General features: G+C 68.3%; 16 protein-coding genes and 2 pseudogenes. 13 read left to right on the forward strand and 5 right to left on the reverse strand.

The features are described from left to right. The 9 genes and pseudogenes from ACLP9N_RS31235 to ACLP9N_RS31275 all read left to right on the forward strand — a co-directional run. On the forward strand, positions 1 to 773 hold a 773-nt coding region (locus ACLP9N_RS31235; RefSeq protein WP_442411007.1), incomplete at its 5' end, for an XdhC family protein. 31 nt (positions 774 to 804) lie between these two features. Then, entirely contained in the window at positions 805 to 1,686 is an 882-nt protein-coding gene (locus tag ACLP9N_RS31240) for an FAD binding domain-containing protein (protein WP_442411008.1), read from the forward strand. Between the two features lie 2 nt (positions 1,687 to 1,688). Then, positions 1,689 to 2,171: a (2Fe-2S)-binding protein gene (locus ACLP9N_RS31245; protein WP_442411009.1), complete on the forward strand. Its 483-nt coding sequence runs from the start codon at positions 1,689 to 1,691 to the stop codon at positions 2,169 to 2,171. Further along, the gene (locus tag ACLP9N_RS31250) at positions 2,168 to 4,579 is read left to right on the forward strand and encodes an aerobic carbon-monoxide dehydrogenase large subunit (protein WP_442411010.1); all 2,412 of its coding nucleotides are present in this window, start codon (positions 2,168 to 2,170) and stop codon (positions 4,577 to 4,579) included. Before ACLP9N_RS31245 ends, ACLP9N_RS31250 begins: the two co-directional genes overlap by 4 nt. 8 nt (positions 4,580 to 4,587) lie before the next feature. Beyond that, a pseudogene (locus ACLP9N_RS31255) lies at positions 4,588 to 5,295 on the forward strand (XdhC family protein); the annotation flags it as partial. A gap of 176 nt (positions 5,296 to 5,471) precedes the next feature. Next, entirely contained in the window at positions 5,472 to 6,359 is an 888-nt protein-coding gene (locus tag ACLP9N_RS31260) for an AAA family ATPase (RefSeq protein ID WP_442411011.1), read from the forward strand. A 13-nt stretch (positions 6,360 to 6,372) separates the two neighbouring features. Then, entirely contained in the window at positions 6,373 to 7,032 is a 660-nt protein-coding gene (locus ACLP9N_RS31265; protein WP_442411012.1) for an SRPBCC family protein, read from the forward strand. Positions 7,033 to 7,038: 6 nt separating this feature from the next. Next, positions 7,039 to 8,250: a vWA domain-containing protein gene (locus ACLP9N_RS31270; RefSeq protein ID WP_442411013.1), complete on the forward strand. Its 1,212-nt coding sequence runs from the start codon at positions 7,039 to 7,041 to the stop codon at positions 8,248 to 8,250. 16 nt (positions 8,251 to 8,266) lie between these two features. After that, positions 8,267 to 9,421: a glycoside hydrolase family 76 protein gene (locus ACLP9N_RS31275; RefSeq protein WP_442411014.1), complete on the forward strand. Its 1,155-nt coding sequence runs from the start codon at positions 8,267 to 8,269 to the stop codon at positions 9,419 to 9,421. Here ACLP9N_RS31275 and ACLP9N_RS31280 read toward each other — a convergent pair. After that, a complete protein-coding gene (locus ACLP9N_RS31280; protein ID WP_442411015.1) occupies positions 9,410 to 10,099 on the reverse strand; it encodes a VTT domain-containing protein in 690 nt (229 codons plus the stop codon). The two genes, ACLP9N_RS31275 and ACLP9N_RS31280, sit on opposite strands and share 12 nt — an antisense overlap. 78 nt (positions 10,100 to 10,177) lie before the next feature. On the opposite strand from ACLP9N_RS31280, the gene fbaA reads away from it, so the two are divergent. Beyond that, the gene (fbaA, locus tag ACLP9N_RS31285) at positions 10,178 to 11,212 is read left to right on the forward strand and encodes a class II fructose-bisphosphate aldolase (protein ID WP_442411016.1); all 1,035 of its coding nucleotides are present in this window, start codon (positions 10,178 to 10,180) and stop codon (positions 11,210 to 11,212) included. A gap of 15 nt (positions 11,213 to 11,227) precedes the next feature. Here the strand turns inward: fbaA and ACLP9N_RS31290 are convergent, their stop codons facing one another. Continuing rightward, positions 11,228 to 12,058: an Rv0361 family membrane protein gene (locus tag ACLP9N_RS31290; protein ID WP_442411017.1), complete on the reverse strand. Its 831-nt coding sequence runs from the start codon at positions 12,056 to 12,058 to the stop codon at positions 11,228 to 11,230. 131 nt (positions 12,059 to 12,189) lie between these two features. Here ACLP9N_RS31290 and ACLP9N_RS31295 point away from each other — a divergent pair, with 131 nt between their 5' ends. Then, entirely contained in the window at positions 12,190 to 12,603 is a 414-nt protein-coding gene (locus tag ACLP9N_RS31295; RefSeq protein ID WP_442411018.1) for a DUF3151 domain-containing protein, read from the forward strand. Here ACLP9N_RS31295 and ACLP9N_RS31300 read toward each other — a convergent pair. Next, positions 12,600 to 13,499: a cation diffusion facilitator family transporter gene (locus ACLP9N_RS31300; protein ID WP_442411019.1), complete on the reverse strand. Its 900-nt coding sequence runs from the start codon at positions 13,497 to 13,499 to the stop codon at positions 12,600 to 12,602. The genes ACLP9N_RS31295 and ACLP9N_RS31300 overlap by 4 nt on opposite strands. Before the next feature lie 40 nt (positions 13,500 to 13,539). After that, complete coding sequence (locus tag ACLP9N_RS31305; protein WP_442411020.1) at positions 13,540 to 14,298, reverse strand: site-2 protease family protein; 759 nt, start codon at positions 14,296 to 14,298, stop codon at positions 13,540 to 13,542. A gap of 137 nt (positions 14,299 to 14,435) precedes the next feature. Here ACLP9N_RS31305 and ACLP9N_RS31310 point away from each other — a divergent pair, with 137 nt between their 5' ends. Continuing rightward, positions 14,436 to 15,260: a phytanoyl-CoA dioxygenase family protein gene (locus ACLP9N_RS31310; protein ID WP_442411021.1), complete on the forward strand. Its 825-nt coding sequence runs from the start codon at positions 14,436 to 14,438 to the stop codon at positions 15,258 to 15,260. Positions 15,261 to 15,284: 24 nt separating this feature from the next. Here the strand turns inward: ACLP9N_RS31310 and ACLP9N_RS31315 are convergent. Continuing rightward, positions 15,285 to 16,280: pseudogene (locus ACLP9N_RS31315) on the reverse strand (PGRS repeat-containing protein); the annotation flags it as partial. 144 nt (positions 16,281 to 16,424) lie between these two features. Here ACLP9N_RS31315 and ACLP9N_RS31320 point away from each other — a divergent pair. After that, positions 16,425 to 16,691 carry a hypothetical protein gene (locus ACLP9N_RS31320; RefSeq protein ID WP_442411022.1) on the forward strand — a complete coding sequence of 89 codons (267 nt, stop codon included), beginning with the start codon at positions 16,425 to 16,427 and terminating at the stop codon, positions 16,689 to 16,691. Positions 16,692 to 16,726: the final 35 nt, after the last annotated feature.

Here is a 16,726-nt window from a genome sequence, read left to right on the forward strand (position 1 = left end):
CCAGCGCGGATACCGCCGGCGACGACGGCTGGCACTGCGGCGCGTCCGGCACGCTGGGCACGGCCCGGCTGGACGCCGCCGTCGACGACGACGTGCGCGGCATGCTGGCCCAGGGACTGACCCGCATCCGGCGGTACGGGGAGCACGGTGAGCGGCGCGGTGACGACCTCAGCGTGTTCGTGAACTCGTTCGCACCCCCTCCCCGGATGCTGGTGTTCGGCGCGATCGACTTCGCCGCCGCGCTGGCGCAGCAGGGATCGTTCCTCGGCTACCGGGTCACGGTCTGCGATGCCCGCCCGGTGTTCGCCACCCGAACGCGCTTCCCCACTGCCGACGAGGTGGTCGTCGACTGGCCCCACCGGTACCTGGCCGCCGAGGCGGCGGCGGGCGCCATCGATCAGAGCACGGTGATCTGCGTGCTCACCCACGATCCGAAGTTTGACGTCCCGGTGCTCGAGGTGGCGCTGCGCCTGCCCCATGTCGGCTATGTGGGCGCGATGGGGTCGCGCCGGACCCACGACGACCGCACGGGCCGGCTGCGGGCGGCGGGGCTGACCGGCGCCGAGCTGCGCCGGTTGTCCAGCCCCATCGGGCTGGACCTCGGCGCCCGTACTCCGGAGGAGACGGCGGTCTCGATCGCCGCCGACATCATCGCCCGGCGTTGGGGCGGCGGGGGCCGTCCACTGGCCGAAATCGTGGGGCGAATCCACCACGACGCCCGGGAAGACGCGCAAGTCGAGGGCGAGTTAAAGGATTACTTAACTCGGCATTGACGCCCACTGTGACGCGGCCCACACTGCTGCAATGCAAGTACCTGGGCCCTTCGAGTACGAACGCGCAACAAGCGTCGACCACGCCATCGGACTACTGGATCGTTTGGGGGACACGGCGCGGGTCGTCGCCGGCGGCCACAGCCTGCTGCCGATGATGAAGCTGCGCATCGCCAACCCCGAGTACCTGGTCGACATCAACGACCTGGCGCTGGAGCTCGGATACGTGATCACCGATCCGACCCTGGCTCGCATCGGCGCGATGACCCGTCACCGCGAGCTGCTGGAGTCGGACACCCTGGCCGCGGTGTGCCCGATCTTCCGCGACGCCGAACGGGTGATCGCCGACCCGGTGGTCCGCAACCGCGGCACCCTCGGCGGTTCGCTGTGCCAGGCGGACCCGGCCGAGGATCTGTCGACGGTGTGCGCCGTGCTGGATGCGGTCTGCTTGGCCCGGGGGCCGTCGGGTGAACGCGAGATCGCGATCGACGACTTCATGCTCGGGCCGTACGAGACAGCCCTGGCCTACAACGAGATGCTGGTCGAGGTCCGGATCCCGCTGCGGCACAACACATCCAACGCATACACGAAAGTCGAACGGCGCGTAGGTGATTGGGCGGTAACCGCGACTGGGGCAAGCCTCACCCTCGACGGTGATGCGATAGCCGCCGCCCGGGTGGGCCTGACCGCGGTTAATGCCGATTGGTCCGCACTGGCGGAGGTTTCGGCCGCTCTGGTCGGCCGGCCGGCCACCGACGAGGTGTTCGCCGACGCGGGCAGCCGGGCCGCCCAGGCCTGTGAGCCGGTGACCGATGTGCGCGGCACCGCCGAGTACAAGCGGCATTTGGCCTCCGAGTTGACCATCCGCACGTTGCGAACCGCCGCCGAACGCGTGCGCGAACAAAGGAGCAACTAGCCATGCAGGTGAACATGACCGTCAACGGCGAGCAAGTCAACGCCGACGTCGAACCCCGGATGCTGCTGGTGCATTTCCTTCGGGATCAGCTGCGGCTCACCGGAACCCACTGGGGTTGCGACACCAGCAACTGCGGAACGTGCGTGGTCGACGTCGACGGCGTGCCGGTGAAATCCTGCACGATGCTGGCGGTGATGGCGTCGGGGCACAGCGTCCGGACCGTCGAGGGCCTTGCGGTGGACGGCCGGCTCGACCCGGTGCAGGAAGGGTTCATGCAGTGCCACGGGCTGCAATGCGGCTTCTGCACGCCGGGCATGATGATCACCGCCCGCGCGCTGCTGGACCGCGATCCGAACCCCGACGAGGAGACCATCCGGGAGGCGATCTCCGGGCAGATCTGCCGCTGCACCGGATACACGACGATCGTGCGCTCAATCCAATGGGCCGCAAAGCATTCCAACGTAGAGGCCGAGGCCACGTCATGACCACCATCGAGTCCCGCCCGCCGGAGCCGGACGGACGTCCGGAAGATCGAGTAGACAACGACCAGAAACCGTGCGGCTACGGCCGGATGCTGCGAAAAGAGGACCCGCGGTTCATCCGGGGCCGCGGCCACTACGTCGACGACGTCGCGCTGCCGGGAATGCTGCACCTGGCCATCCTGCGCTCGCCGTATGCACACGCTCGCATCGTCAGCGTCGATGTGACTGCCGCACGAGCACATCCGAAGGTCAAAGCGGTGGCGACCGGAGCCGACCTGGCCGCCAAGGGCCTGGCCTGGATGCCGACGCTGTCCAACGACGTGCAGGCCGTGCTGGCCACCGACAAGGTGCGCTTCCAGGGGCAGGAGGTGGCGTTCGTCGTTGCCGAGGACCGCTATTCGGCCCGCGACGCGCTGGAGTTGATCGACGTCGAGTACGAGCCGCTGGACCCCGTGGTCGACGCGCGCAAGGCGCTCGATCCGTCCGCGCCGGTCATCCGCACCGACCTGGACGGCAAGACCGACAACCACTGCTTCGACTGGGAGACGGGCGACGCGGCCGCCACCGACGCCGTGTTCGCGAAGGCCGACGTGGTCGTCAATCAGGAGATCGTATACCCCCGGGTGCACCCCGCGCCGATGGAAACCTGTGGCGCGGTAGCCGATTTGGACCCGGTCACCGGCAAGCTGACGCTGTGGTCCACCAGTCAGGCGCCGCACGCGCACCGCACCCTCTACGCGTTGGTCGCCGGTCTGCCTGAACACAAGATCCAGGTGATATCCCCCGACATCGGTGGCGGGTTCGGCAACAAGGTGCCGATCTATCCCGGTTACGTGTGCGCGATCGTCGGCTCGCTGCTGCTGGGCAAGCCGGTGAAATGGATGGAGGACCGCAGCGAGAACCTGACCTCGACGGGCTTCGCGCGCGACTACATCATGGTCGGTGAGATCGCCGCCACCAAAGAGGGCAAGATCCTGGCGATCCGGACCAACGTGCTGGCCGACCACGGCGCGTTCAACGGCACGGCGGCGCCGGTTAAATACCCGGCCGGCTTCTTCGGGGTGTTCACCGGCAGCTACGACATCGAAGCCGCCTACTGCCACATGACCGCGGTGTACACCAACAAGGCGCCCGGCGGGGTGGCCTACGCGTGCTCGTTCCGGATCACCGAGGCCGTCTACTTCGTGGAGCGGCTGGTGGACTGCCTGGCCTTCGACCTGAAGATGGACCCGGCCGAGCTGCGACTGCGAAACCTGTTGCGGCCCGAGCAATTCCCGTACAAGAGCAAGACCGGCTGGGTCTACGACTCGGGTGACTACGAGACGACCATGCGCAAGGCCATGGACATGATCGGCTACGACGCGCTGCGGGCCGAGCAGAAGGAGCGGCGGGCGCGTGGCGAGCTGATGGGCATCGGGATGTCCTTCTTCACCGAGGCCGTCGGCGCCGGCCCGCGCAAGGACATGGACATCCTCGGCCTGGGCATGGCCGACGGGTGCGAGTTGCGTGTGCATCCCACCGGGAAAGCCGTTGTGCGGCTGTCGGTTCAAACCCAGGGCCAGGGCCATGAGACGACGTTCGCCCAGATCGTCGCCGAGGAGCTGGGCATCCCGCCCGACGACATCGAGGTCGTGCACGGCGACACCGACCAGACGCCGTTCGGGTTGGGCACCTACGGCAGCCGGTCCACGCCGGTCTCGGGTGCGGCCGCGGCGCTGGTGGCGCGCAGGGTCCGGGACAAGGCCAAGATCATCGCGTCGGGAATGCTGGAGGTCTCGGTTGCCGACCTGGAGTGGGAGAAGGGCAAATTCCACGTCAAGGGCGACCCGTCGGCGGCGGTGACCATCGCCGACATCGCGATGCGTGCGCACGGCGCCGGCGACCTGCCCGAGGGCATCGAGGGCGGCCTGGACGCCCAGATCTGCTACAACCCGGAGAATTTGACTTACCCGTACGGTGCGTACTTCTGCGTGGTGGACGTCGATCCGGGTACCGCGGTGGTCAAGGTGCGGCGCTTCCTGGCCGTCGACGACTGCGGCACCCGGATCAACCCGATGATCATCGAAGGCCAGGTGCACGGCGGCATCGTCGACGGCATCGGGATGGCCTTGATGCAGATGATCGCCTTCGACGAGGAGGGCAACTGCCTAGGCGTGTCGTTGATGGATTACCTCATCCCGACCGCGCTCGAGGTGCCCCACCTGGAGACCGGGCACACCGTGACGCCGTCGCCGCACCACCCGATCGGGGCCAAGGGCATCGGCGAATCGGCCACCGTCGGATCGCCGCCAGCGGTGGTCAACGCAGTGGTGGATGCGTTGGCGCCGTTCGGGGTTCGGCACGCCGACATGCCGCTGACACCGTCGAGGGTCTGGGAGGCCATGCAGGGCCGCGCCAGGCCGCCGATTTAGAGCGTCCGATGACGATCAGTGAGCGAGCTCAGCAGCTGTTGGCGGCGCGGACACCTTTCGTGCACGCGACGGTGGTGCGGGCTGCGCCGCCCACCTCGGCGTACCCGGGAGACGAGGCAATCCTGTTGGCGGATGGCACAATCGAGGGGTTCGTCGGCGGGCAGTGCGCGCAGAACTCGGTCCGCAAGGCAGCGCTGGGTGTGTTGCAGGCGGGCGAAAGTGTGCTGCTGCGCGTGCTTCCCGACGGCGATGTGCACTTCCCCGAGGCCCCCGGTGCCTGCGTGGTGGTCAACCCGTGCCTGTCCGGCGGGTCGCTGGAGATCTTCCTGACCCCACAGCTGCCGGCCCCGCTGATCCGCGTTTGCGGGTCCACACCGATCGCCGACGCGCTCATCCAATTGTGTGAGGTGCTGGGATATGACGCGCGACGCGATACTCAAAACGACTGGGACCTGTCCGACACCACCGCGGTGGTGATCGCCAGCCACGGCGGTCCGGAAGCCGAAATCATCCGCGCGGCACTGGATAACGGCGTCGGGTATATCGGCTTGGTGGCCAGCAGGATTCGCGGCGCGTCGATCCTCAACGAACTCGAACTCTCCGACGCCGAGCGAGCCCGCATACACACCCCAGTCGGATTGCCCATCGGCGCCAAGACGCCCGCCGAGATCGCGGTGTCTATCGCGGCCGAACTGATCGCCGCCGTCCGCGACGGCAGCCTGACCCGTCCCGCTGCGCAGGCGAACGCCGGCCCGGTCGAGGCCGTCGACCCGGTGTGCGGCATGACGGTGCCGATCGGACCCACCGCCGAGCACCTCGAACTGGCCGGCGAGGACTACTGGTTCTGCGGCCCGGGATGCCGGGCGGCGTTCGCCGCGGGGAAAGCCGGCGCATGACCCTCACGGGCCCCGACGACGTGATCCGCCAATTCGACGCACAGGACTACCTGCTGGACACCGGAACCGCGTCGGCGATCTATCTGGCGGTTACGCTCGGCAGGCCGCTGCTGCTGGAAGGTGAGCCCGGTGTCGGCAAGACGACCGCGGCGAAAGCCCTTGCGGCGGTGTTGAACGCCACGTTGATCCGGCTGCAGTGCTACGAAGGCCTGACCGCCAGTGAGGCGCTCTACGACTGGAACTACCAGCGCCAGCTGCTGTCCATCCGACTGGCCGAGGCCCGGGGGCCCGCGATCCCAGATATCTCTGTGGCCGACCTCTACAGCGAGGCCTACCTGGTGGAGAGGCCCATCTTGCAGTGTGTGCGGCACCGCGGGCCGACACCTCCGGTGTTGCTGATCGACGAAATCGACCGGGCCGACGACGAATTCGAGGCGCTGCTGCTGGAGTTCCTCGGCGAGGCCGCGGTCACCGTGCCCGAGCTGGGCACCTTCGCCGCCGAGCGCCCGCCGATCGCGGTGCTGACGTCCAACCGCAGCCGCGACCTGCATGACGCGCTGCGCCGGCGGTGCCTGTACCACTGGATCGACTATCCCGAACCGGCCCGGGCGGCCGCGATCATTCGCCGGACGGTGCCCGGGGCGACCGCGCCGTTGATCGAGCATGCCACCCAATTCGTCGGTCGCGCACGCGATCTCGACCTGGACAAGCCGCCGGGAGTGGCCGAGACCATCGACTGGGTGGCCGCGCTGGTCTCGCTTGGGGCAGCTGACCTTGTGGACGAGTCCGCCCCGGCCGCTCTGGTCAGCCTGGGGGCGCTGGCCAAAACGCCCGACGACCGTACCCTGATTCGCGACGCGTTTATCGAGTACAGCCGGACCTGAGAGGACCTCGGATATGAAGATCGCCAACCAGTTCACCGTCAGCGCGCCGATCGAGCAGGCCTGGGACGTGCTGTGTGACCTGGAGCAGGTGATCCCGCTGATGCCGGGGGCGCAGCTGATCGGCCACGAGGGCAACGACTACCTGGGCAAGGTCAAGGTCAAAGTCGGGCCGGTCATCAGCGAATTCAGCGGCAAGGTGCGGTTCGTCGAACAGGATCGCACCCAGCACCGCGCGGTTATCGACGGCAAGGGCAAGGAGGCGCGTGGTACCGGCAACGCGGCCGCCACGGTCACCGCCCAGCTCCACGAGGACGGCCAGCGCACCCGCGTCACCGTCGACACCGATCTGAAGATCGTCGGCAAGCTGGCTCAGTTCGGCAGCGGAATGCTGCAGCAGGTGTCGGAGAAGTTGCTCGGCCAGTTCGTGGCGTCGCTGGAAGCCAAGCTTGCCTCCGACGGCCCAGAAATCCCAGAGAGCCCAGCCACGGCCGCGGCGCCGGGCACTCCGAACGGCCAAGTTGCCGGGCCCCGCCACGCCGCACCGGCCGCCGAGCCCGAGCCCATCGACCTGCTGGAGCTCGCCGGCGCCGACCAGCTCAAGAAATACGGTCCCGTCGCGGCGGCGGTGCTGGCTGTGCTGGTGTTGATCTGGCTACTGCGCCGCAGACGCTAGGCAGGCATGACTAGCCCCTTACACCCGTTACTGTTCCGCGGCGTCGATTTGGCCGTGTTCGCGGCCGCGCTGGTGGCGCGCCTGCGCAACAGCGGGGTCGCGGTATCCGCCAGCGGCCAAGCAACTTTCGTGCAGGCGCTGCAACACCTGGTGCCCCACGCCACGTCCGAGCTGTACTGGGCGGCCAGGCTGACCTTGGTCAACCGCAGCGAAGACCTCGGCGCCTTCGACGCGGTGTTGCGCGAGGTTTTCGGCACCATCCAGCCCGGCGACACGCGCAGCCCCGCGTCGGTCCTGCCGATCCCCGGTCCCAGGACCCCCGCGGCCGGGATTGTGCACCCCGCGGGCAGCCCAGTCGGCCCGGGCGCCGAAAAGCTGCCCTGGGTGACCAGAACGGCGCCCGACCAGAACGCCGCGGCCGCCGCGAGCGTCCTAGTGCCAGACCTACTGCCCAGCCACATCGCCGCGCTCGCCGACGAACCGTTCGACCAATTCGATTCCGACGACCTGCGGCTGCTGGGCTCCTGGCTGGAGGGCGCAGTGCCGCGCTGGCCCCGGCGCCGCAGCCTGCGGTTGGAGCCCAGCCCGCACGGCAAGAGGATCGACCTGCGGGCGACGATCAACGCGTCGCGCCGGACCGGCTGGGAGCAGGTGCTGCTGGCGCGAACGCGGCCCCGTCGGCGTCCCCGCCGGGTCGTGCTGGTGTGCGACGTGAGCCGCTCGATGCAGCCGTATGCGGCGATCTATCTGCATTTGATGCGCGCGGCGGTGCTGCGCCAAGCACGGATGCGCCCGGAGGTCTTCGCGTTCTCGACGTCGCTGACCCGGCTCACCGCGGTGCTGTCGCACCGTTCCGCCGAGGTGGCGCTGCACCGCGCCAACGCACAGGTGACCGACCGGTACGGCGGTACGTTCATCGGCCGCAGTCTCGCCGCCCTGCTGGCCCCGCCGCACGGCAACCTGCTGCGCGGCGCGGTGGTGATCATCGCGTCCGACGGCTGGGACAGCGACCCGCCCGATGTGCTCGGGCACGCGATGGCCAGGCTGCGGCGCCGCGCCGAAGTGCTGGTGTGGCTCAACCCCCGCGCTGCCCACGGCGAATTCCAGCCGCTGGCCGGTTCGATGGCGGCGGCCCTGCCGTATTGCGACCTGTTCCTGCCCGCGCACTCGCTGGCCGGCCTGCGTGAATTCCTGCTGGCGCTGGCCAACTTTCGATAGGGCAGGATCGGCAAGCATGGAACAGGTATGGGCGAACCGGGCGGCCACCACCGAAACCGCCGTCACCCAGAGGCACCTGAAGCGGCTCTGGGCACTGCCGGGGACGCAGTTGGGAGTGGTTTCCTGGCCGTCGGACCGCAAGGACCGGCTGTTCGCCACCTGGCACTACTGGTGGCAGGCGCATCTGCTGGACTGCCTGATCGATGCCCAGCTGCGCGACCCGCAGCCGGAACGGCGCGCCAAGATCAACCGGCAGATCCGCTCGCACCGGGTGCGCAACAACTTCTCGTGGATCAACAACTACTACGACGACATGGCGTGGCTCGCACTGGCGCTGGAACGTGCCGCCCGGTTGGTCGGTGTCGAGCGTCGCCGCGCGCTACCCAAGCTCGCCGACCAGCTCGTCAAAGCATGGGTGCCCGAGGACGGTGGCGGGATCCCGTGGCGTAAGCAGGATCAATTCTTCAACGCCCCGGCCAACGGGCCGGCGGGGATCTTTCTGGCCCGCTACGGGGACCGGCTGCGGCGCGCCGAGCAGATGGGTGACTGGATCGACCGAACACTGATCGACCCGGAGACCCACCTGGTGTTCGACGGCATCAAGGCCGGCTCGCTGGTGCGCGCTCAGTACACCTACTGCCAGGGCGTGGTGCTCGGGCTGGAAACGGAGCTGGCGGCACGCACCGACTCGGATGCCAGGCAGCGGCACGCGGCACGGGTGCACCGCCTCGTCGCCGCCGTCAAGGAGCACATGGCGCCGTCGGGTGTGTTGCAGGGGGGTGGTGGCGGGGACGGCGGCCTGTTCTCGGGCATCACCGCCCGCTACCTCGCGCTGGTCGCCACCGCGCTGCCGGGGCAGCGGGCCGAAGACGTTGCGGCCCGCGACACCGCGCGCAAGATAGTGCTGGTCAGCGCGAAATCGGCGTGGGACTACCGGCAGACGGTCGAGGGGCTGCCGGTGTTCGGGGCCTTCTGGGACCGCGACGCCGAGCTGCCCACGGCGGGCGGCGGCGACGACGGCAAAGAGGCTCAGTTCGTGGCGGGCGCGGTGAGCAGCTCCGAGGTCGCCGAACGGGACCTGTCGGTGCAGCTGTCGGGCTGGATGCTGATGGAGGCGGCCTACAGCGTCACCGAGGTGTCGCCCAGCACCAGTGACGGCTCACTCGGGTAGCACCAGTGGGTCGGGCTTGTCCTTGTCGTTATCCGCGCGGCGGCGGCCCCGGTAGATGCGTCCCGCCGAGATCAGCGCCGGAAGCAGTGACACGAACAGGATGGCCAGAATGATTTTTTCCAGGTTCTGGTGCACGAACGGCACGGTGCCCAAAAAGTAGCCCGCCAGCGTCGCGCCGCCGCCCCAGGCGATGCCGCCGACGATGTCGAACCCGAGGAACACCGGATAACGCATGTAGGACACCCCGGCAATGACCGGGACGAACGTCCGCACGAACGGCGCGAACCGGGCGAGGATGATCGCCCACGGCCCGTATTTCTCGAAGAATGCGTGCGACTCGGTCACGTAGTGCTTTTTGAAGAACCGGGAGTCTTCCTTCTTGAACAGCGCCGGGCCGATCTGGCGCCCGATGAAATACCCGCACTGGTCGCCCAGCACCGCGACCACCGCGACGCAGGGCGCCAGTACCCCGATGCTGACCGGTGGGTTCGGGTGCGCGGCCAGCAGCCCGCCGGTGAACAGCAGCGACTCCCCGGGCAGCAGCGGAAACAGCAGCCCCGTCTCGATGAAGACGATGATCAGAATCCCGGGCAGCACGGCGGATCCGAAAACGCCGTCGGCGCCAAGCCAATACATCGGGTCGAGGATGTCCGGCAGGGCCACGACGGCGGTGCTCATGACGTCCCAACATACCGGTGCCCGCCGCGGTTGTGGTGTTGCGATACTGGGTAGACCCCGTCGTCAGGAAGGAAGTCCATGCCCATCGCCACGCCCGAGATCTACGCGGAGATGTTGGGACGCGCCAAGGAGAACTCGTACGCCTTCCCGGCCATCAACTGCACGTCTTCGGAGACCGTCAACGCCGCCATCAAGGGATTCGCCGACGCGGGCAGCGACGGCATCATCCAAATCTCTACCGGCGGCGCGGAGTTCGCGTCCGGCCTAGGGATCAAGGACATGGTGACCGGCGCGGTGGCGCTGGCCAAGTTCACCCGCACGATCGCGGCCAAATACCCGATCAACGTCGCGCTGCACACCGACCACTGCCCCAAGGACAAGCTGGACACCTACGTGCGCCCGCTGCTGGCGATCTCTTCGGAAAGAGTGAGTGCGGGTCGCGACCCTCTGTTCCAATCGCACATGTGGGACGGATCCGCGGTGCCGATCGACGAGAACCTGGCCATCGCCAAGGAGCTGCTCAAGGAGGCTGCGGCGGCCAAGATCATCCTCGAGGTCGAGATCGGCGTTGTGGGCGGCGAGGAGGACGGCGTCGAGGGCGCGATAGACGACAAGCTGTACACCACCCCGGAGGACTTCGAGAAGACCATCGACGCGCTGGGCCACGGTGAGCACGGCAAGTACCTGCTGGCCGCCACTTTCGGCAACGTGCACGGCGTCTACAAGCCCGGAAACGTCAAGCTGCGCCCGGACATCCTGGACCAGGGCCAGAAGGTCGCGGTCGCCAAGCTTGGCTTGGCCGATGACGCCAAGCCATTCGACTTCGTGTTCCACGGCGGTTCGGGCTCGGAGAAGTCGGAGATCGAAGAGGCGCTGCGCTACGGCGTGGTGAAGATGAACGTCGACACCGACACCCAGTACGCGTTCACCCGGCCCCTCGCCGGCCACATGTTCAGCAACTACGACGGCGTGCTCAAGGTCGACGGCGAGGTCGGCAACAAGAAGGTCTACGACCCGCGCAGCTACCTCAAGAAGGCCGAAGCGTCGATGACCGAGCGGGTCATCGAGGCGTGCAACGACCTGCACTGCGCCGGGAAGTCGGTCGGCGCCTGACCAAGCCGGCGCGTTCTAGCCGCTGGGGGACTGGCAGACCTTCCACTGATCGTCGCGGAACTGTAGGTCCAGGCTGCGTGTCGACCGGAGCTGGGGGTCGTAGGCCATGAACGTGGTGATATTCGCCTCGGCGTGCTGGCCGTTGACGACGACCTGGTCGATGCTGGCGATCACCGGAAATTGTTTGGCCGCCGAAACCCGCTGGTAGGTCTCATCCCACGCGTGCTCGTCGTAATCCACGTAGCCGTCGCGGGTGGCGCCACATGTGATGCTGCGCAACGTTTTCAGGTCGCCTCTCTGCACCGCGACGTCAAAGCTTTGGATGGTCTGGCGCACCTGGTCTTCCGGCGAGACCGACACGCTTTTGTGCCGGGTCAGCAGCACCGTGCCCAGGATCGCGATCGCGGCCAATGCCAAGACGATCACGACGATCGCCAGCACCCAGCCCCAGTTGTATTGCCTCGATGTCGGCAGCTTTATGCCTCGCCGCGGCGGGATCGATTGTGGTGTAGCGGTTTTCGGGGGAGTCTGGGGATGCTGGGGATGTGCGGGATTCGGGGGAGCCGTCGGGGGTGTTGCGCCTTGCGCCGGTGGGCCAGGCGGAACCGGTGGGGTTGCAAAGACTTCCGTCGCCGGTTCGGGTTGGGTGGCGATGATCGCGGTTTCCTTGGCGTCGAAGCCGGGTGCCGTGAACCGCCGTTCGCGCGGTTGTCCCTCGGATCTCGCCTCCGGTTCACCCTCGGGGTCGGATTGGATCACCACGGTCTCGGTCTCGGAGTCGTGGGGTACCAGGGGCTGGGCCTCGGTGAGCTCTTCGTCGCGGTCGGGCTCGGGTGGATTGGGCATGAGTGCGGCTGTCCTCCCGCTGTCGAGTCGATAGTTGGAGCTTAGCGACCCGGCTCCAGATCCGGGTGAAGGCTGGTGAAGCCTAGGGCACGGCAACCCCGGCCGAGGGCGGAACGGCAGAATGGTCAACCATGACGCCGATGGGTGACCTTCTGGGACCTGATCCGATCCTGCTGCCCCGTGACATTGACGCCGAGGCGGAACTGTTGGCCGACGAGAACCCGGCGATCGTCGCCGCCGCGCATCCGTCGGCGTCGGTGGCCTGGGCGGAGCTCGCCGAAGAGGCGCTGGCCGACGACAAAGCCATCACGGCCTACGCCTATGCGCGCACCGGCTACCACCGGGGCCTGGACCAGCTGCGCCGCCATGGCTGGAAGGGTTTCGGCCCGGTGCCGTATTCGCATGAGCCCAATCGGGGCTTTTTGCGGTGCGTGGCGGCGCTGGCGCGGGCCGCTAACACCATCGGCGAGACCGACGAGTTCCAACGCTGCCTGGATCTGCTCGACGATTGTGACCCCGAGGCCCGCACAGCGCTCGGGCTCTAGAAGGTCTCCTCACACTGCCCGGTGCCGTCCGGGCACTCGATCTGGAGGGTGGCGTGGTCCAGTCCGCGCGCGTGCAGCACAGCGCGCGCCGCACTGAGTACCCGGGCGGAGTCCGCGGTACTTCTCAGGTGTGCGGTGCACATGTCCTTGCCGGGCGAAAGGGTCCACACGTGCAGGTCGTGCACTTCAGTGACGCCGTCGACGGAGCCCAGCGCCTCACGCAACTCCTCGACGTCGATGTGGGCCGGCGACGATTCGGAAAGGATCCGCAACGCCGCCCGGGCCAGCGAGATCGCCCGCGGCAGCACCCACAGCGCCACCAGCACCGCGACCACCACGTCGGCGTATGGCCAGTGCGTGGTGACGGTGACCACCCCGGCGATCAGGACACCGATGCTGCCGACGGTGTCCGCGACGACCTCCATGTAGGCGCCCTTGACCGCCAGGCTGTCCTCGGAGTGCGAACGCAGCAACAGCGCCACCGCGAAGTTGGCAGCCAGTCCGGCCAGCGCCACCACGATCATCGGTACGCCGGGGATGGACGGCGCCTCCTTGAGCCGTTCGATCGCCTCGTAGAGGATGAACAAGGCAACGCCGATGAGCAGCGCGGCGTTGGCGACCGCGGTGAACACCTCGGCGCGATGCCACCCGTAGGTGCGCGCGGGTGACGAGCTGCCGCGCCTGGCCAGCACCACCGCGGCTAGACCCATGAACACGGCGACCACGTCGGTGAGCATGTGCCCGGCATCGGCCAGCAGCGCAATCGAGTTGATCAACAGCGACGTGGTCAGTTCGACAACGAAGAACGTCGCCAGGATCGCGGCGGCGACGATCATGCGGGGGATCATCCGAGACGCGTCGGCCTCGGCCGGGGTGTGACTGTGACCGGCGCCCATGGGCAGTAATATATGCGTACAAACGCATATATTGCAAGGGTTAGACCCAGCGGCTCCAGAACCGGGTCAGCGAGTTGCCCCAGCCCACCAGCGCGGGCGGCACCCCGGAGAAATCGAAAAACCACAGCACAACCCCGAAGATCCACGGGCTGGCCGCCAAGAGCACGATCAGCAGGATGAAAAAGCCGTACTGCTTGGCCGGTGCCAGCGCGCGCTGCGTCTCGGGACTCAGATGCGGTTCCAGGGCGTCGTATCCGTCCAGGCCGGGGACGGGCAGCAGATTCAGCAACACCGCGGTGAGCTCGAGGAATCCCAAAAAGGCCACCCCCGACCACAGCACTAGATGATCCGGGTCGTAGAGCAACCGGGTCAGCGCCAGCAGGAGCACCGCCAGCACGAGGTTGGCCGCCGGCCCCGCCAGGCTGACCAGGGTGCGGCGCTTGGGACTCATGAACCAGGTCCGCAGGTACACCGCTGCGCCCGGCAGGCCAATGCCGCCCAGCGCGATAACGATCATCGGCAGCAGAAGCGATAGCGCGGGATGGCTGTAGCGCCGCGGATCCAGGGTCAGGTACCCGCGTACCTCGGCGTCGTGGTCACCGAATCGCCACGCGGTCAGCGCGTGCCCGAATTCGTGCAGGCACAAGGACACCAGCCAGCCGGCGATCACGAAGGTGAACACTCCGGCATACGCCATCGGCCGCACGCTGTCCCCGGCCAGCCACGCCAGTGCGCCCCCGACCGCCGTCAATCCGACCAAGCCCAGAAACAGCGGGCTGGGCCGCACGGATTCGCGCACCCATCGAAGTTACCTGAAGCTACCTGACCAGCAGCCGGCCTTCGACGTTGCGATCAGCTACGCCGTGGTGCACCCATGAGCGACAATGTCGCTGGCGCCCTGACTTGCGCGCTGGCAGTCGAGAAAAGGCAATGACGATGAGCGAGGCGCTTCGGCAGCTGCAAATCGACGGCTACGTGATCCTGCCAGGGTTGCTCTCCGCGCTCGAGGTCGAAGAGATCAGGCGCGCCCTCACCCCGCTGCTCGCACGACAGCCGTGGGCGCGGGGCGAGTTCTTCGGCTCCCGGACCCGCCGGCTCCACAACGTCCTGGCGAAAACTCGTGCAACCGATTGTCTGGTAGGCCATCCGGCGGTTGTCGAGCTCGTGCGCACCGTGCTGGGCCATCCCCAGGTCTCGATCGTCAATGCGATCGAGATCCACCCCGGCGAGACGGCGCAGCCATTTCACCAAGACGATGTGCTGTTTCCCATCTCGCGCCCGCATCCGCCGCTCATCGTGAACACGATGTGGGCGATCACCGAATTCACCCGGGAGAACGGCGCCACGATGCTGGTCCCCAAGAGCCAAGATCTCTCTACGCTGCCTGATGCTTGCCAGACGGTCAGCGCCGAAATGGACCCGGGCTCGGTCCTGCTCTGGAACGGAGGCCTGTTTCACGGTGGTGGTGCGAACCACTCCCCACATGCTCGGCTGGGCCTGAACGTGAACTACAACTGTGCCTGGCTGCGACAGCAGGAGAACCCATACCTCGCAATCCCGCAGGAAGTGGCACGAGAACTCCCCGACGACTTCCTTCGGCTAATCGGTTACGACGCGTTCCTCAACATCTATGGGCTCGTCGACCACGCGCACCCCCTCGGGGTCCTCGGACGCCCCGTGCAGCCAATCGATTCGGCCGGTGGCGGTGAGACCTCGCGAGGCGGCGCGGCTACCGCGCCGAGCGGCAGCGTGGCCTCCTAGCCCAACCCCGCAAATGGTCCGGTCTCAGCCGGGAGTGCCGGCGGTGCCGCCGTTGCCCCCGGCGCCGGCCGCCCCGCCGGTTCCGCCGCTGCCGTCAGCCCCGCCTGTGCCGGTGGTGCTTCCGCTTCCAGGGCCGCCGCCGGCGCCGCCGGCCCCGCCGTTGCCGCCGTCGCCGTTGCCGCCCGGCGGGCCCAAAAGGCCGAGTTCGCCGGCATTCCCGCCGGCGCCGCCGTTACCACCAATCCCGCCGTTGCCGCCGTTGCCGCTGACCCCGCCGGCCCCGGCGTCGCCGCCGGTGCCGGCCATTCCGGCGTTGCCGCCGGTGCCGCCGTCCCCGCCGTTGCCTCCCTGGCTCAAAAGGCCGCCTTCGCCGCCGGCCCCGCCGGCCCCGGCGTTGCCGCCGTTGCCGCCGCTGCCGGCGTTGCCGCCGTTCATGCCCGCGATGGTGCTGGCGTCGAAGCCGTTGCCGCCGGGCCCGCCGGTCCCGCCGTCGCCGCCGTCGCCGCCGTTGCCGCCAACGCTGTACAGGTGCGCGGCGCTGCCGCCGGCACCGCCGTCCCCGCCCATGCCACCGCTGCCGCCGTTGGTGCCCGGGGAGCTCGCGGTGCCCAGTTCGCCGACCGTGCCGGCCCCGCCGGCCCCGCCGTTGCCGCCGTTGCCCCCCATGCCGAGGTAGAACCCGCTGTTGCCGCCGGCCCCGCCGACCCCGCCGTTCGTGCCTGGGCCGCCGGCCCCGCCGTTGCCGCCGGGGCCGCCGTTGCCGATCAGGAACCCGCCCCTGCCGCCGGCCCCGCCGGCGCCGCCGTCGGCCCCGGCACCGCCGGCACCGCCGTTGCCGGTCAGCCCGGCCTTGCCGCCGGCCCCGCCCACACCGGCCGCATCGGTCGCCCCGGCCCCGCCATCGCCGAAGAGGATTCCGCCGGGAGCGCCGTTGGCTTGTGCCAACGTTCCTCCCGCGATTCCGGCAGCACCGTTGTCGATCAGACCACGGTCGAACAGCAACTGGAAGGGCGCATTGACAGCCCGGCCCCCGGGTCAATCCTCGTCATCCTCGCCGATATCGCCCGAATCGTCCGAGGCTCCGCATGGCTCCACAAACAAAGGACTTTTGGGGTCCAACGTCCCTTATGGTGATCCCGGCCAGCCGGAGAAGGTAGAGCCACCATGACCGCGCCGATCCCGCCCGCCGTCAAACCCAAACCGCCAAGCCAGCGCCCCCGGCCGGAGGGACCGCAGATCAGGTGGGCGGTGACAGAGGCGTGCGCGATCGCGCTGTGGGAGGTCTCGCCCAATCGCATCCGCGAGTTGTCTGGGCTCCCCGAGTTGAGCGATGAGCTGATCGCCCACCGGATCGACATGTTCTTACAGTCTGGCGCGCCGTGGTTGTTCGAGGACGGGGCGCGCAAGTTGCGGAGGCGGCACCGGAAGTGAGACACGGAAGTATGAGGAGTCATAAAGCGCCGGAG

This window comes from Mycobacterium sp. (genome assembly GCF_052144515.1).
Lineage (GTDB): Bacteria > Actinomycetota > Actinomycetes > Mycobacteriales > Mycobacteriaceae > Mycobacterium.

Coding starts and splice junctions, on each gene's coding strand:
- ACLP9N_RS31240 (WP_442411008.1), top strand. CDS start 805: ATGCAAGTACCTGGGCCCTTCGAGTACGAACGCGCAACAAGCGTCGAC.
- ACLP9N_RS31245 (WP_442411009.1), top strand. CDS start 1,689: ATGCAGGTGAACATGACCGTCAACGGCGAGCAAGTCAACGCCGACGTC.
- ACLP9N_RS31250 (WP_442411010.1), top strand. CDS start 2,168: ATGACCACCATCGAGTCCCGCCCGCCGGAGCCGGACGGACGTCCGGAA.
- ACLP9N_RS31260 (WP_442411011.1), top strand. CDS start 5,472: ATGACCCTCACGGGCCCCGACGACGTGATCCGCCAATTCGACGCACAG.
- ACLP9N_RS31265 (WP_442411012.1), top strand. CDS start 6,373: ATGAAGATCGCCAACCAGTTCACCGTCAGCGCGCCGATCGAGCAGGCC.
- ACLP9N_RS31270 (WP_442411013.1), top strand. CDS start 7,039: ATGACTAGCCCCTTACACCCGTTACTGTTCCGCGGCGTCGATTTGGCC.
- ACLP9N_RS31275 (WP_442411014.1), top strand. CDS start 8,267: ATGGAACAGGTATGGGCGAACCGGGCGGCCACCACCGAAACCGCCGTC.
- ACLP9N_RS31280 (WP_442411015.1), bottom strand. CDS start 10,099: ATGAGCACCGCCGTCGTGGCCCTGCCGGACATCCTCGACCCGATGTAT.
- fbaA (WP_442411016.1), top strand. CDS start 10,178: ATGCCCATCGCCACGCCCGAGATCTACGCGGAGATGTTGGGACGCGCC.
- ACLP9N_RS31290 (WP_442411017.1), bottom strand. CDS start 12,058: ATGCCCAATCCACCCGAGCCCGACCGCGACGAAGAGCTCACCGAGGCC.
- ACLP9N_RS31295 (WP_442411018.1), top strand. CDS start 12,190: ATGACGCCGATGGGTGACCTTCTGGGACCTGATCCGATCCTGCTGCCC.
- ACLP9N_RS31300 (WP_442411019.1), bottom strand. CDS start 13,499: ATGGGCGCCGGTCACAGTCACACCCCGGCCGAGGCCGACGCGTCTCGG.
- ACLP9N_RS31310 (WP_442411021.1), top strand. CDS start 14,436: ATGAGCGAGGCGCTTCGGCAGCTGCAAATCGACGGCTACGTGATCCTG.
- ACLP9N_RS31320 (WP_442411022.1), top strand. CDS start 16,425: ATGACCGCGCCGATCCCGCCCGCCGTCAAACCCAAACCGCCAAGCCAG.